Consider the following 14400-nt stretch of genomic DNA (forward strand, 5'->3'; position numbering starts at 1 on the left):
CTTTTCTGATGATCGGTATATCAAGATTGACGGAAAACCAGTGTTCGTAATTTACCGGCCCTCTCTGTTCCCTAACATTAACAAGACCATAGCCACCCTGGGCGACGTCGACGGGCAGCATGACCAGCGCGGTCGTACCACCGGAGTCGGACGGACGCAGCTGGATGCGGATGCCGTGGCGCTGCGACAGCCGGCCGACCACGAACAGACCCATGCGGCGGGAGACGGAGACGTCCACGGTGGGCGGCGAGGCGAGCCGCTCGTTGATCGCCGCCAGGTCCTCGGGCGACAGACCGATGCCGGTGTCGTGGATCTCGATCAGCACCCGGCCGTCGGGCAGCGCGTGACCGGTGACCTTGACCTTGGTCTGCGGGGAGGAGAACGAGGTCGCGTTCTCCAGCAGCTCGGCGAGCAGGTGCACGAGGTCGTTGACCACGCGGCCGGCCACTTCGGTGCTCGGCACGGAGGCCAGCTCGATGCGCTCGTACTGCTCCACCTCGGAGGCGGCGGCACGGAGCACGTCGACCAGCGGGACCGGACGGGTCCACCGGCGGCCGGGCTCCTCACCCGCGAGGACGAGGAGGTTCTCACCGTTACGGCGCATACGCGTGGCGAGGTGGTCCAGCTTGAACAGCGAGGACAGCTGGTCGGGGTCGGCCTCGCGGGACTCCAGCTCGGAGATCAGCGACAGCTGGCGCTGGATCAGGCCCTGGGAGCGGCGCGAGAGGTTGGTGAACATCGCGTTGACGTTGCCCCGCAGCAGGGCCTGCTCGGCGGCGAGGCGGACCGCCTCGCGGTGCACGTCGTCGAAGGCCGCGGCCACCTTGCCGATCTCGTCCCGGGAGTGCACGCCGACCGACTCCACGGACGTGTCGACGTCCTGCGGGTCGGACTCGGACAGCTGCTTGACCAGCTCGGGCAGGCGTTCCTGGGCGACCCTGGTGGCGGTGTCCTCCAGCCGGCGCAGCGAGCGGATCATGGAGCGGGCCACGACGAAGGCGCCGACCAGCGACACACCGAGCACGAGCAGGATCAGGACACCGGAGACGATCGCGTCGCGCTCGGTGGCGCTGCGCAGCTCACGGGCCTTCTGCTCCATGTCCTCGAGCAGGGTGAGCTCGATCTTCTTCATCTGCTGGATCTTGGTGGAGCTGTCGTCCAGCCAGTCGCGGTAGGACCGCGCGCCCACCGACGTGAGGCCGAACTCCGAGGCCAGGGCACGCCCGGCGTACTCGTCGGTGGCCTTGATCGTGGTGTTGCCCTCTTCGATCGGCAGCAGCAGCTCGGTGGCGGCGACATCGCCGTAGACGCTCTTGAAGCTGCGGAGCTCGGACTTCTGGCTGGCCAGTGCCGACTCGGCGTAGAGCCGGTCGTTCTCGGAGAGCTCGCCCTTGGTGGTGTTGCTGGCGGGCAGCGCCGCGGCGAGGACCGCGCGCTGGATCGACGCGTACTCCTTGGCGGAGGAGAAGGACGCCAGGGCACGCGTGCGCTGGATCATGTCGGGGTTGCTGGTCGCCTCCGCCATGTCCTGCGAGAGCTCGACGAGCTTCTCGATCAGGCGGTGGTAGCCCTCGACGGTCTGCGTGGAGTTCCGCTCCGACCGGAAGGCCGTGTTGCGGATCTTCTCCAGCTCGCCCAGTTCGCCGGCGAGCTGCACCAGGTTGTCGCGGACGCCCTTGAGGTCGCCGTCCTTGCTGGCGTCGTCGATCTCCTCGGAGCTGTCGATGAAGAGGTCGCGCGCCCGGTCGGTCTTGTCGCGGTAGCCCTTGACCGAGAAGTCGGTGGCCTTGCCGCCGTGTGCCAGCGGGCCGGCCGACTGGTCGCGCTCCTCCTGGAGGGCGTGGGCCAGTTCGGTGGCCTGCTTGGTCATGTCCGTCAGCAGCTTCATGTTGTCGAGCTGCTGGATGTCGTCCATCGACTGGTTGATGCGCAGCGCGCCCAGCGAGGTGGCCGCGACCACCGGGAGGGCGAGCAGCGACACCAGACGGGTCGAGATCCGCCAGTTCCGCAGGGCTATGCGCGACCCCGGGCCGACCGGGTCCTTCGGCGCGGCCGGCGCCGGACCCTGTGCCCCGGCGGAGCCGTCGCCGCCGTTCCCGGACGGGGCCGGGCCCTGGTTCTGGGCGTGCTGGGGCGAGGAGCTGACGGCCTTGGGGCCAGTCCCGCCCTGCGGCTCCGGCTCCGCCGAAGCGCTGCCATCCCTCTTGAAACGTCCCTGCACTAGCGTCGCAACCTCTGAACCAGGCGCCCCTCCGGGTGAACGGCGGGGCACGGTGTCGGCGTCATGGGGGCGCCCTGAATACGCCCCGTGGTGGTCGTGAGTGACCGGCGCTGGTTCCCCCATTCTCGCCCGCCACTCGGCGCGTCTGTGCGCCCCCTGTGCGCCGGCTCGATCCTGCGGCGGTTCCGTGGAATTCCAGCACAGTGCAGGATCTCCAACAAGGCCCGTGGCCTTACCGTTGGGTTACGTGACACCACGTGAGCGGCGAGTCACCGGCGGTAGAAAGTGATCTCGCCGATAAGGGGCGTATAGCCACAAGCCGATGGGGCGGCTCCGGTGTCCCAGTCGCCATGATCGGGAGCGGAATGACGCCTTCGAGGGGGGAATGCCCGATTCCGCCCCCTCGGGGACGGGTCCGGAATGGGCGTTTTACCCGGTACTTCGTGAGCAAACTCACACCCTGATCAAGGCCTTCGGCCACGATCGGCGGGGAATCGCATGTTTAGCCTGACGCTTTACAGGGATGGCACAACCGACAACCCGCGCCCCGCCGGAGTCCTCCACCTCCTCCGGGCGCCCGTGAACAGGACAGGGTCAAGTAAACGGTGAAGACGACGATGATGTTCCACAAGATCGCCAACCCGCGACGCACCACGCTGGCGCACCTGGACGGCGCCGATGAACTGCAGGCGCCGGTCCGGCCGGAGCACACCGTCGACCTCCCTGCCCAGACGGCCAACCCCAAGCGCACCGTCCTCATGGAGATCCCGGTCGCGGCCGACGCCGCGAAGTGACACCGGTTCATACGGACGCCGGCCGCGAAACGCTCAAGGCCGCCGAACGAGGGGCGCCCCCCGGGTGACGGGGGGCGCCCCTCGTCGTCGTCGCGCGGGGCGGGGGCCCTGCCGCGTTAGCCTGGAGCGTCAGACGTCAGCCGATCGGTCAAGGGGACAAGCATCCCGTGCGCATCGCCAGATTCTCCATCGACGGGAACGTCGCCTTCGGCGCGGTAGAGGGCGAGAAGCAGGACGAACTCGTCCTGGACATCATCAAGGGCATCCCGTTCGCGGACTTCGAGCTCTCCGGCACCAAGGTCCCGGTGAGCAAGGTCAGGCTGCTGCCCCCGGTGCTCCCCAACAAGGTCGTCGCCTTCGGCCGCAACTACGCCGACCACGCGAAGGAACTGGGCAACGAGGTGCCCGAGGCCCCCTTCGCCTTCTTCAAGCCCGCCACCTCGGTGATCGGCCCCGGTGACGAGATCCAGTACCCCTCCTTCTCCCAGGAGGTGCACCACGAGGCCGAGCTGGCCGTGGTGATCGGCCGGATGTGCCGCGAGGTCCCGCGCGAGCGCGTCAAGGACGTGATCTTCGGTTACACCTGCGCCAACGACGTCACCGCGCGCGACGTCCAGAAGCGCGAGAAGCAGTGGGCCCGTGCCAAGGGCTTCGACACCTCCTGCCCGCTCGGCCCCTGGGTGGAGACGGGCCTCGACATCGCCGCCGCCGGCGACCTGACCGTCCAGCTCACGGTCAACGGCGCCCAGCGCCAGCTCGGCCGCACCAGCGAGATGATCCACTCCATCGAGGACCTGATCGTCAACATCTCCGAGGCCATGACGCTGCTCCCCGGCGACGTCGTCCTCACGGGCACCCCGGCTGGGGTCGGCCCCCTCAACGTCGGCGACGAGGTCGCCGTCACCATCGAAGGCATCGGCACTCTCACCAACAAGGTTGTCAAGCGTGGCTAGCGCACCCGGCTCCCCCGTACGCGTCCGTTTCTGTCCGTCGCCCACCGGTAACCCCCATGTGGGCCTGGTCCGCACCGCCCTGTTCAACTGGGCGTTCGCCAAGCACCACGGCGGCACCCTGGTCTTCCGCATCGAGGACACCGACGCGGCCCGCGACTCGGAGGAGTCCTACACCCAGCTGCTCGACTCGATGCGCTGGCTCGGCTTCGACTGGGACGAGGGCCCCGAGGTCGGCGGCCCCCACGCGCCGTACCGCCAGTCGCAGCGCATGGACATCTACCGGGACGTCGCGCGAAAGCTCCTCGACGCCGGCCACGCCTACCACTGCTACTGCTCCCAGGAGGAGCTCGACAGCCGCCGCGAGGCCGCCCGCGCCGCCGGGAGGCCCTCCGGCTACGACGGCCACTGCCGCGAGCTCACCGAGGCCCAGGTCGAGGAGTACAAGGCCCAGGGCCGCGAGCCGATCGTCCGCTTCCGGATGCCCGACGAGACGATCACCTTCACCGACCTGGTCCGCGGCGAACTGACCTTCACCCCGGAGAACGTCCCGGACTACGGCATCGTCCGCGCCAACGGCGCCCCGCTGTACACGCTGGTCAACCCGGTCGACGACGCCCTGATGGAGATCACCCACGTCCTGCGCGGCGAGGACCTGCTCTCCTCCACCCCCCGCCAGATCGCCCTGTACAAGGCGCTGGCCGAGCTGGGCATCGCCAAGGGAACGCCCGCCTTCGGCCACCTGCCGTACGTGATGGGCGAGGGCAACAAGAAGCTCTCCAAGCGCGACCCGCAGTCCTCGCTCAACCTCTACCGCGAGCGCGGCTTCCTCCCCGAGGGCCTGCTCAACTACCTCTCCCTGCTCGGCTGGTCGCTCTCCGCCGACCAGGACGTCTTCTCGATCGACGAGATGGTCGCGGCCTTCGACGTCGCCGACGTGCAGCCGAACCCGGCCCGCTTCGACCTGAAGAAGTGCGAGGCGATCAACGGCGACCACATCCGCATGCTCGACGTGAAGGACTTCACCGAGCGCTGCGCGCCCTGGCTCAGGGCCCCCTTCGCGCCCTGGGCCCCGGAGGCCTTCGACGAGGCCAAGTGGCAGGCGATCGCCCCGCACGCGCAGACCCGCCTCAAGGTCCTCTCCGAGATCACGGACAACGTCGACTTCCTGTTCCTGCCGGAGCCGGTCTTCGACGAGGCGTCCTGGAACAAGGCGATGAAGGAGGGCTCCGACGCCCTGCTCCGCACGGCCCGCGAGAGGCTGGACGCGGCGGACTGGACGTCCCCCGAGTCGCTGAAGGAGGCCGTCCTGGCCGCCGGCGAGGCCCACGGCCTCAAGCTCGGCAAGGCCCAGGCCCCGGTCCGCGTCGCCGTCACCGGCCGCACGGTCGGCCTGCCGCTCTTCGAGTCCCTGGAGGTCCTGGGCAAGGAGAGGACGCTGGCCCGGATCGACGCGGCGCTGGCGAAGCTCGCCGCGTAGCAGCAGGCCTTCGAAGGGGGCGCCCGAAAGCGTTCGGGCGCCCCCTTCGTCGTCTCCGGGTACCGTCGGTGGCATGGTGATCCGAGCCGTCGTCTGGGACGTGGACGACACCCTCTTCGACTACACCTCCGCCGACCGCGAGGGCATGCGGGCGCACCTGGCGGCCGAGGGGCTGCTGGCCGGGTACGCCTCCGTCGAGGAGGCGCTGGCGCGCTGGCGGGAGGTGACCGAGCGGCAGTGGGCGCGGTTCGCCGCGCGGGAGGTGGACTTCGAGACCCAGCGGCGCGACCGCACCCGGATCTTCCTGGGCCGGCCCGGACTGACCGACGCCGAGGCCGACGACTGGTTCCGGCGGTACGTCACGCACTACGAGGCCGCCTGGAGCCTCTTTCCCGACGTGCTGCCCGTCCTCGACGCCCTCGCCGCCAGCCACCGCCACGCGGTGCTCTCCAACTCCAGTCTCCACGTCCAGGACCGCAAGCTGCGCGTCCTCGGCGTCCACGACCGCTTCGAGGCCGTCCTGTGCGCCGCCGAACTGGGCGTCTCCAAGCCCGAGCCCGGCGCCTTCCTCGCCGCCTGCGAGGCGCTGGCGCTGCCCCCGGGCCAGGTGGCGTACGTCGGTGACCATCCGGAGATCGACGGCCGGGGTGCCGCGGAGGCCGGGCTGCTGTCCGTGTGGATCGACCGCGGGAAGGCCTGGGCGGCCGTCGAACCGCCCGTGGGGCCCCGCCGCATCGCCTCCCTCGCCGAACTTCCCGCGGTACTCGCCGATACCCGTTTTGGAGCCCCGTCCACCTTCGGGTAATGTTCTTCCTGCGCCGAGGGGAGCGGGCCGGAAGGCCGGAGCCCCAAGCGCAGAACTAGAACAAGAACCCCTCAGGGGCTTGCGTTCCAGTGGCCTATGGTGTAATTGGCAGCACGACTGATTCTGGTTCAGTTAGTCTTGGTTCGAGTCCAGGTAGGCCAGCTCGCAGAGCTCATCTGCACCAGCGGATCACATCCGCAAGCCCCCGTTGTGTAGCGGCCTAGCACGCTGCCCTCTCAAGGCAGTAGCGCCGGTTCGAATCCGGTCGGGGGTACAGATCCTTCCCGCGAAGGCAGCCAGGGTAGCTCCCACTGTCATCGATGCAGGATCGCTAGGGCCCCCGTTGTGTAGCGGCCTAGCACGCCGCCCTCTCAAGGCGGTAGCGCCGGTTCGAATCCGGTCGGGGGTACTGACTGGTCTAAACCATCATTGGTCTATGGTGTAATTGGCAGCACGACTGATTCTGGTTCAGTTAGTCTTGGTTCGAGTCCAGGTAGACCAGCAGGATCTGCGGAAACGCATGATCCACGCCCCCGTTGTGTAGCGGCCTAGCACGCCGCCCTCTCAAGGCGGTAGCGCCGGTTCGAATCCGGTCGGGGGTACACCTGGCGAAGGCCCCCTCACTGCGGTGAGGGGGCCTTCGCCGTCCCGCGGCGCCCACCGCTCGCTCGATGCCGTACCGGCGCGCGGACTCCTCGGCCACGTCCTGCTCACCGCCTCGCCGCGGACGCACCGCGTCGTCCGGTACGGGGAATCCCAGGAGGCGCCCCACGCCCACGCTTCCGACGCGTTCCCTCACACCGCGTGCGCGTTCGTCGACCGCAAGGGGCGGGCGGGGAGGGTGCGCGGGCGGGAGCCGCCGGAACGGCGCGGCCGGTGTGCGAAGGACAGGTTCGCGCACCGGCCGGAGAAAGGAGGAGGCGCCGACGGCGACGGCCGACGGCGCCCGAGTCCGGGGAAGGTCCCGCCGCGGCGTTGAGGCGGGCCCTTCCCGGGGACGGGGAGTACGGGGTTCAGGAGCGGCGCAGCGCCTCGGACAGGCGGCCGGCGGCGTCGATGACGGCCTGGGCGTGCATCCGGCCCGGGTGGCGGGTCAGACGCTCGATGGGGCCGGAGACCGAGACGGCGGCCACCACGCGGTTCGACGGGCCGCGCACCGGGGCGGAGACGGAGGCCACGCCCGGCTCGCGCTCACCGATCGACTGGGCCCAGCCGCGGCGCCGGACGCCCGAGAGGGCCGTCGCCGTGAACCGGGCGCCCTGCAGACCGCGGTGCAGCCGCTCCGGCTCCTCCCAGGCCATCAGGATCTGTGCCGAGGAACCGGCCTTCATGGTCAGCGTGGAACCCACGGGCACCGTGTCCCTGAGGCCCGACAGGCGCTCCGCCGCGGCGACGCAGATGCGCATGTCGCCCTGGCGGCGGTAGAGCTGGGCGCTCTCGCCGGTCACGTCGCGGAGGTGGGTGAGCACCGGTCCCGCCGTGGCGAGCAGCCGGTCCTCGCCCGCCGCCGCGGCCAGTTCGGCCAGGCGCGGGCCGAGGATGAAACGGCCCTGCATGTCGCGCGCCACCATGCGGTGGTGCTCCAGCGCCACGGCCAGGCGGTGGGCCGTGGGTCGTGCCAGTCCGGTCGCCCCGACCAAGCCCGCGAGGGTGGCCGGACCGGACTCCAGAGCGCTCAGGACGAGGGCCGCCTTGTCCAGAACGCCGACGCCGCTACTGTTGTCCATGAAACGATACTTGCGTCTCACTCTGTGAAACGCAAGTTCAATTTTCCGTGGAACCCGCCACTCTGGATGCACGGAAGCAATGCGGCCCGTGGACCACCGGGCCCGGCGGCGGGTGCCCGGAAGCAGGGGTGCGGGCGCCGTCTCCCACAGATCTAGTTGGACCGGCGCGCCACGTGCCGGCCGGAGGGACAGCGATGGGTAGGACACTCGCGGAGAAGGTCTGGGACGACCACGTCGTCCGGCGCGCCGAGGGCGAGCCCGACCTCCTCTTCATCGATCTGCACCTGCTGCACGAGGTGACCAGCCCGCAGGCCTTCGACGGCCTGCGCAAGGGCGGCCGCCGGGTGCGCCGTCTCGACCTCACCATCGCCACCGAGGACCACAACACCCCCACCCTCGACATCGACAAGCCCATCGCCGACCCGGTCTCCCGGGTCCAGCTGGAGACGCTGCGCAAGAACTGCGCCGAGTTCGGCGTCCGGCTGCACCCGCTGGGCGACGTCGAGCAGGGCGTGGTGCACGTCGTCGGCCCGCAGCTGGGCCTGACCCAGCCCGGCATGACCGTCGTCTGCGGCGACTCGCACACCTCCACGCACGGCGCCTTCGGCGGACTCGCGTTCGGCATCGGCACCTCCCAGGTCGAGCACGTGCTGGCCACCCAGACGCTGCCGATGGCCCGCCCGAAGACCATGGCGATCACGGTCAACGGTGAGCTGCCCGAGGGCGTCACGGCCAAGGACCTGATCCTGGCGATCATCGCGAGGATCGGCACCGGCGGCGGCCAGGGCTACGTCCTGGAGTACCGCGGCGAGGCCATCGAGAAGCTCTCGATGGAGGCCCGGATGACCATCTGCAACATGTCGATCGAGGCCGGCGCCCGCGCGGGCATGATCGCCCCCGACGAGACGACGTTCGCCTACCTCGAGGGCCGTCCGCACGCCCCGAAGGGCGAGGACTGGGACGCGGCCGTCGCCTACTGGAAGACGCTGAGGTCCGACGAGGACGCCGAGTTCGACGCCGAGGTGGTCATCGAGGCCGCCGAGCTGTCGCCGTTCGTCACCTGGGGCACCAACCCGGGCCAGGGCGCCCCGCTCTCGGCGTCCGTCCCCGACCCGGCGTCGTACGAGGACGCCTCGGAGCGGCTCGCCGCCGAAAAGGCCCTGGAGTACATGGGGTTGGAGGCCGGGCAGGCGCTGCGCTCCATCAACGTGGACACCGTCTTCGTAGGGTCCTGCACCAACGGCCGCATCGAGGACCTGCGCGCCGCCGCGGACGTCATCAAGGGCCGCAAAGTCGCCGACGGCGTGCGGATGCTGGTCGTCCCCGGCTCCGCGCGGGTGGGCCTGCAGGCCGTCTCCGAGGGCCTGGACGTGGTCTTCAAGGAGGCCGGCGCCGAGTGGCGGCACGCGGGCTGCTCGATGTGCCTGGGCATGAACCCCGACCAGCTCGCCCCCGGGGAGCGCTCCGCCTCCACCTCCAACCGCAACTTCGAGGGCCGGCAGGGCAAGGGCGGCCGCACCCACCTGGTGTCCCCGCAGGTCGCCGCCGCCACCGCGGTCCTCGGTCACCTGGCCGCCCCGGCCGACCTCGCCGCCGCCCCCACGCCCGCTGGAGTCTGATCAGTCATGGAAGCATTCACCACCCACACCGGCCGGGCCGTCCCGCTGCGCCGCAGCAACGTCGACACCGACCAGATCATCCCCGCCCACTGGCTCAAGAAGGTGACCCGGGACGGGTTCGAGGACGGGCTGTTCGAGGCCTGGCGCAAGGACGCGTCCTTCATCCTCAACCAGCCCGAGCGGGCGGGCGCGACCGTGCTGGTGGCCGGCCCCGACTTCGGCACCGGCTCCTCCCGCGAGCACGCCGTCTGGGCGCTGCAGAACTACGGCTTCAAGGCCGTGATCTCGTCCCGCTTCGCCGACATCTTCCGCGGCAACTCGCTGAAGAACGGCCTGCTGACGGTCGTCCTCGACCAGAAGACCGTGGACGCGCTGTGGGCGCTCACCGAAGCCGACCCCACCACGGAGATCACCGTCGACCTCGAGGCCCGCGAGGTGCGCGCCGAAGGGATCACCGCCGCCTTCGAACTCGACGAGAACTCCCGCTGGCGGCTGCTGAACGGGCTCGACGACATCTCCATCACGCTGCAGAACGAGGCGGACATCGCCGCGTACGAGGCGAAGCGCCCGTCGTTCAAGCCGAGGACGCTCACGGCCTGACCCGCGCCGCGGCCGAAGTCCTCGCCAGAGGGCGACTTTCGGCCACCGGACCATCCCTCCCGTACCCCCGATCGGACCGATCGGGGGTACGGGCGCGTCTGCACCCGTTCGGCCCTGCGTGTCTCCTTGAGGGACCTCAACTTGCCACGTTAGGAAGGTGGTTGTCGGGGTACACGTGTCACGTGCCCGTGATCCCCGCATGTGCCCGGACGGCCGTCCGAGGCGGTAGTTGCCCCCTGCGCAGGCGACAACTCGCCCCAGATGGCACAATCTGTGCATGGAACACGACGGCCAACTCCAGCTCTATGCGGCGGTCGCGGTCCAGCTCAAGGAAGCGCACGCGAAGGTGCGCGCACTGCAAGTCCCGGAGGGCGTACGGATGGCGCTGACCCGGAAGCTGCTGGTCATTACGGCCGCGGCCAAACACGATCTCGCCGGCGCGGCAGGGCGTCTGGAGCGGTTCGCCGAGGACCTCGACGAGGGCCGATTCCCCGAAGAGGAACGCTGAACCGACCAGGACAACCGATTCCGTTGCGGCACAAGGGTGATTAGCCCGTTTCGTGTTTGATTTGCGGTATATATCTGCCTAACGTGCGAAAAGCTTGAACACTTTCGTTCTGGCGATGTCTCCGAAGGGGAAGACGTGAACAAGGCGCAGCTCGTAGAAGCGATTGCCGACAAGGTGGGCGGCCGCCAGCAGGCCGCCGACGCCGTCGACCATGTACTGGACGCCATCGTCCGCGCGGTCGTCGCGGGTGAGCGGGTCTCGGTCACCGGCTTCGGTTCGTTCGAGAAGGTCGACCGCCCGGCCCGCTACGCCCGTAACCCCCAGACGGGCGAGCGGGTCCGGGTCAAGAAGACCTCCGTTCCGCGTTTCCGCGCGGGCCAGGGCTTCAAGGACCTGGTGAGCGGTTCGAAGAAGCTGCCGCGCGGTGGTGAGGTCTCGGTCAAGAAGGCGCCCAAGGGCAGCCTGAGCGGCGGCGCTTCGGCCACGGTCAAGAAGGCCGCCGCGAAGAAGACGGTGGCGAAGAAGGCCGCCGCGAAGAAGACCACCGCCAAGAAGGCCCCGGCGAAGAAGACCACCGCCAAGACGACGGCGGCCACGAAGACCACGGCCACGAAGGCGCCCGCCAAGACCGCGGCGACGGCGAAGACCGCCACCGCGAAGAAGACGACCGCCAAGAAGGCCCCGGCGAAGAAGGCGACGGCCACGAAGGCGCCCGCCAAGAAGTCGACCGCGCGCAAGACCACCGCCAAGAAGACCACCGCCCGCAAGAAGTAGCGGCGGACGGTGACGAGCGGTCCTCACGCGCCGGGCCGGGCTCCCCGGGAGCCCGGCCCGCGGTGTGTCCGGGGGTCGGCGCCCGGGACGGTCAGAACGTCTGCAGCGTCACCAGCGTGATCCGCCGGGCCGCGCCCTCGCCCTCGGTCTCGACGCGCACCCGCTGCCCGGGGCGCAGCAGTCTCAGACCCCCCGCGTCGAACGCCGGGGCGTCGAAGGACACCGGCGTGCCGTCGTCCAGGAGCACCTGGCCGCTCCGGCTGTCGGGGTCGTAGGTGTACGCGGTGGCCTGCATACCGGCAGCCTACTGCTCCGCCGCCGACAACCGCGCGGTGACCGCGGCCGTGTGAGGGCCCACGCCCAGAGCCAGCGCCGCCCGCAGGTCGTCGCCGGTGTCCACGTCCTGCCGCACCGAGTCCACTCCGTCGAGGCGCAGTTCCACGGCTCCGGACGCCCGGTGCCGGGCCCGGGAGCCGGGACCGAAGAACGGGCGCAGTTCCCGGCCCCGGCTCGCGGCCAGCAGCGTCGTGCCGGGCCCGGCGGCGTCGGCGAGGAACGCGCGCGGGAACGCGGCGGCCGCATCGAGGACACGGGCCAGTTCCGGCGGGCGGAGCGCCGGCAGATCGGCGTTGAGGGCCGCGACGCACGCCGCGCGGCGCGCGGCGCCCGCCACCGCCGCGGCATGGGCGAGGGCCGCGTTGAGTCCGCCGCGCGGCTCGTCGGGGACGATTCCGGCGCCCAGCGCGGCCAGCTCGCGGGAGGCCAGGGCGTCGTCCGTGACGACCAGCACGTCCCCCACCGCCGGGCACGCCAGCGCGGCCGCCACCGTGTCCTGGGCGAAGGCGAGCGCGAGGCCCGGGCGCAGACCGTCGTCCGCGGTGTCCGAGAGCCTGCTCTTGGCCCGGTCCAGCGGCTTCAGGGGTACCACCAAGGTCCACTGCACGAGTGTTACGTCCCTCTCTTGTCGCGGCCATTGTCACCCGGTGCACGGGGCGGCGAGGGGGTCGGGCGTACGGTGTTCTCGACAGACCGGCGGCCCGGGGCGACACTTGTGCGGCCCGCCTGGCCTCCGGATCCGGGCCCTGGGCCTGTCATTCGTAAGAGGAAGGTGTACTCGTGCCGCGCCGCAGAATCGGCTTCTGGTACCGCTTCGCCGCGGTTCTCTGCAAACCGCCGCTGGTGGTTCTGCTCAAGCGGGATTGGCGCGGAATGGAGAACATTCCGGCCGAGGGTGGATTTATCACCGCGGTGAACCACAATTCGCACATCGATCCCTTCGCCTACGCGCACTTTCAGTACAACACCGGACGCGTCCCGCGATTCCTGGCGAAGAGCGGGCTTTTCAACAAGGGATTCATCGGCGCCGCGATGCGCGGCACCGGGCAGATCCCCGTCTACCGGGAGAGCACCGACGCGCTCAGCGCCTTCCGGGCCGCGATCGACGCCGTGGAGCGCGGCGAATGCGTCGCCTTCTACCCCGAGGGCACCCTCACCCGCGACCCGGACGGCTGGCCCATGACCGGCAAGACCGGTGCCGCCCGGGTGGCCCTGCAGACCAGGTGCCCCGTGATCCCGGTCGCCCAGTGGGGCGCCAACGAGCTGCTGCCGCCGTACGCCAAGAAGCCCAGCCTGCTGCCGCGCAAGACCCACCGCGTGCTGGCCGGGCCGCCGGTGGACCTCGACCGCTTCTATGAGCGGGAGATGACCCCGGAACTGCTCAAGGAGGCGACGGAGGTCATCATGGCGGCCGTCACGCGCCAGCTGGAGCAGATCCGCGGCGAGAAGGCCCCCGAGACGCCCTACGACCCGCGCCGGGAACGGATCGAACAGCGCCGCAGGACGCGTACGCAGAAGCGGGAGGAGCGGGCGCGGGGCGGCAGGCCCACCGCGCGGGAAGAGGGGCTGGGCACGTGAGCGAGCCGGTCAAGGCGGCCGTCTTCGGCACCGGATCGTGGGGGACGGCCTTCGGCATGGTCCTCGCCGACGCGGGCTGCGACGTCGTGCTGTGGGGGCGGCGCCCCGAACTCGCCGAGGCGGTCAACTCCACCCGCACCAACCCCGACTACCTGCCCGGGATCGAGCTCCCGGAGAACCTGCGGGCCACCGCGGACGCCGCCGAGGCCGCGCGCGGAGCCGACTTCACCGTCCTCGCGGTCCCCTCGCAGACGCTGCGCGGCAACCTCGCCGAGTGGGCGCCGCTGCTCGCGCCCGGCACGGTCCTGGTGTCGTTGATGAAGGGGGTCGAACTCGGCTCGGCGATGCGGATGAGCGAGGTGATCGACGACGTCGCCAAGGTCGGCGCCGACCGCATCGCCGTGGTGACCGGTCCCAACCTGGCCCGGGAGATCGCCGCCCGGATGCCGGCCGCCGCCGTGGTGGCCTGCACCGACGAGGGCGTCGCCCGGCGGCTCCAGGCCTCCTGCCACACCCCGTACTTCCGGCCGTACACCAACACCGACGTCATCGGCTGCGAACTGGGCGGCGCCGTGAAGAACGTGATCGGTCTCGCCGTCGGCATCGCGGACGGCATGGGGCTCGGCGACAACGCCAAGGGCTCGCTCATCACCCGCGGTCTCGCCGAGACCACCCGGCTCGGAGTCGCCCTCGGCGCCGACCCGCTGACCTTCTCCGGCCTCGCGGGCCTGGGCGACCTGGTGGCCACCTGCTCCTCGCCGCTGTCGCGCAACCACACCTTCGGCACCAACCTCGGCAGGGGCCTGACCCTCGAGGAGACCGTCGCGGTCACCAAGCAGACCGCGGAGGGCGTCAAGTCCTGCGAGTCGGTGCTGGACCTGGCCCGCCGGCACGGCGTCGACATGCCGCTCACCGAGACGGTCGTCTCCATCGTGCACGAGGGCAAGTCCCCCGGGGTCGCCGTCAAGGAGCTGATGTCGCGCAGCGCGAAGCCCGAACGACGCTGAG

General features: G+C 70.4%; 13 protein-coding genes, 5 tRNA genes and 1 pseudogene. 15 read left to right on the forward strand and 4 right to left on the reverse strand.

The window, feature by feature from the left end:
* Positions 1-169: 169 nt before the first annotated feature.
* Positions 170-2344, reverse strand: a pseudogene (locus ABTY20_RS07240) (sensor histidine kinase); the annotation flags it as partial.
* A gap of 482 nt (positions 2345-2826) precedes the next feature.
* On the opposite strand from ABTY20_RS07240, the gene ABTY20_RS07245 reads away from it, so the two are divergent.
* The 9 genes from ABTY20_RS07245 (at position 2827) to ABTY20_RS07285 (ending at position 6852) form a co-directional block, all read left to right on the forward strand.
* On the forward strand, positions 2827-3015 hold the full coding sequence (locus tag ABTY20_RS07245) for a hypothetical protein (protein WP_351995983.1): 189 nt from the start codon (positions 2827-2829) through the stop codon (positions 3013-3015).
* Between the two features lie 167 nt (positions 3016-3182).
* Positions 3183-3968 carry a fumarylacetoacetate hydrolase family protein gene (locus ABTY20_RS07250; protein WP_351995984.1) on the forward strand — a complete coding sequence of 262 codons (786 nt, stop codon included), beginning with the start codon at positions 3183-3185 and terminating at the stop codon, positions 3966-3968.
* Entirely contained in the window at positions 3961-5445 is a 1485-nt protein-coding gene (gene gltX / locus ABTY20_RS07255) for a glutamate--tRNA ligase (RefSeq protein ID WP_351995985.1), read from the forward strand. Before ABTY20_RS07250 ends, gltX begins: the two co-directional genes overlap by 8 nt.
* Positions 5446-5518: 73 nt before the next feature.
* Positions 5519-6250, forward strand: coding sequence for an HAD family hydrolase (locus tag ABTY20_RS07260; RefSeq protein WP_351995986.1), 732 nt, complete (start codon positions 5519-5521; stop codon positions 6248-6250).
* A 90-nt stretch (positions 6251-6340) separates the two neighbouring features.
* Positions 6341-6412 (forward strand) — tRNA-Gln (locus ABTY20_RS07265).
* Positions 6413-6451: 39 nt separating this feature from the next.
* Positions 6452-6524: transfer RNA gene (locus tag ABTY20_RS07270), tRNA-Glu, on the forward strand.
* Positions 6525-6586: 62 nt separating this feature from the next.
* Positions 6587-6659 (forward strand) — tRNA-Glu (locus ABTY20_RS07275).
* 21 nt (positions 6660-6680) lie between these two features.
* Positions 6681-6752 (forward strand) — tRNA-Gln (locus ABTY20_RS07280).
* Between the two features lie 27 nt (positions 6753-6779).
* A tRNA-Glu gene (locus ABTY20_RS07285) sits at positions 6780-6852 on the forward strand.
* A 411-nt stretch (positions 6853-7263) separates the two neighbouring features.
* Here the strand turns inward: ABTY20_RS07285 and ndgR are convergent.
* The gene (gene ndgR / locus ABTY20_RS07295; protein ID WP_004924944.1) at positions 7264-7977 is read right to left on the reverse strand and encodes an IclR family transcriptional regulator NdgR; all 714 of its coding nucleotides are present in this window, start codon (positions 7975-7977) and stop codon (positions 7264-7266) included.
* A 194-nt stretch (positions 7978-8171) separates the two neighbouring features.
* Between ndgR and leuC the strand changes: the two genes are divergently transcribed.
* From leuC to ABTY20_RS07315, 4 genes are all read left to right on the forward strand, one after another.
* Positions 8172-9596 (forward strand): 3-isopropylmalate dehydratase large subunit, encoded by a 1425-nt coding sequence (leuC, locus tag ABTY20_RS07300; protein ID WP_351995987.1) that lies wholly within the window; start codon positions 8172-8174, stop codon positions 9594-9596.
* A gap of 6 nt (positions 9597-9602) precedes the next feature.
* A complete protein-coding gene (gene leuD, locus ABTY20_RS07305; RefSeq protein WP_351995988.1) occupies positions 9603-10196 on the forward strand; it encodes a 3-isopropylmalate dehydratase small subunit in 594 nt (197 codons plus the stop codon).
* Between the two features lie 277 nt (positions 10197-10473).
* Positions 10474-10704 carry an SCO5555 family protein gene (locus ABTY20_RS07310; RefSeq protein ID WP_351995989.1) on the forward strand — a complete coding sequence of 77 codons (231 nt, stop codon included), beginning with the start codon at positions 10474-10476 and terminating at the stop codon, positions 10702-10704.
* Positions 10705-10839: 135 nt separating this feature from the next.
* Positions 10840-11478 carry an HU family DNA-binding protein gene (locus ABTY20_RS07315; protein WP_351995990.1) on the forward strand — a complete coding sequence of 213 codons (639 nt, stop codon included), beginning with the start codon at positions 10840-10842 and terminating at the stop codon, positions 11476-11478.
* A gap of 91 nt (positions 11479-11569) precedes the next feature.
* On the opposite strand, the gene ABTY20_RS07320 is transcribed toward ABTY20_RS07315, so the two are convergent.
* Both ABTY20_RS07320 and cofC read right to left on the reverse strand, forming a co-directional pair.
* The gene (locus ABTY20_RS07320) at positions 11570-11773 is read right to left on the reverse strand and encodes a hypothetical protein (RefSeq protein ID WP_351995991.1); all 204 of its coding nucleotides are present in this window, start codon (positions 11771-11773) and stop codon (positions 11570-11572) included.
* A gap of 9 nt (positions 11774-11782) precedes the next feature.
* Positions 11783-12421, reverse strand: coding sequence for a 2-phospho-L-lactate guanylyltransferase (gene cofC / locus ABTY20_RS07325; RefSeq protein WP_351995992.1), 639 nt, complete (start codon positions 12419-12421; stop codon positions 11783-11785).
* A gap of 173 nt (positions 12422-12594) precedes the next feature.
* On the opposite strand from cofC, the gene ABTY20_RS07330 reads away from it, so the two are divergent.
* Both ABTY20_RS07330 and ABTY20_RS07335 read left to right on the forward strand, forming a co-directional pair.
* Positions 12595-13392: a lysophospholipid acyltransferase family protein gene (locus ABTY20_RS07330; protein ID WP_351995993.1), complete on the forward strand. Its 798-nt coding sequence runs from the start codon at positions 12595-12597 to the stop codon at positions 13390-13392.
* Positions 13389-14399, forward strand: a complete 1011-nt coding sequence (locus ABTY20_RS07335; protein ID WP_351995994.1) for an NAD(P)H-dependent glycerol-3-phosphate dehydrogenase — start codon at positions 13389-13391, stop codon at positions 14397-14399. The genes ABTY20_RS07330 and ABTY20_RS07335 overlap by 4 nt, the downstream gene beginning before the upstream one ends.
* Position 14400: the final 1 nt, after the last annotated feature.

The sequence above is a fragment of the Streptomyces sp. NPDC126497 genome (genome assembly GCF_040302425.1).
Taxonomy (GTDB): domain Bacteria; phylum Actinomycetota; class Actinomycetes; order Streptomycetales; family Streptomycetaceae; genus Streptomyces.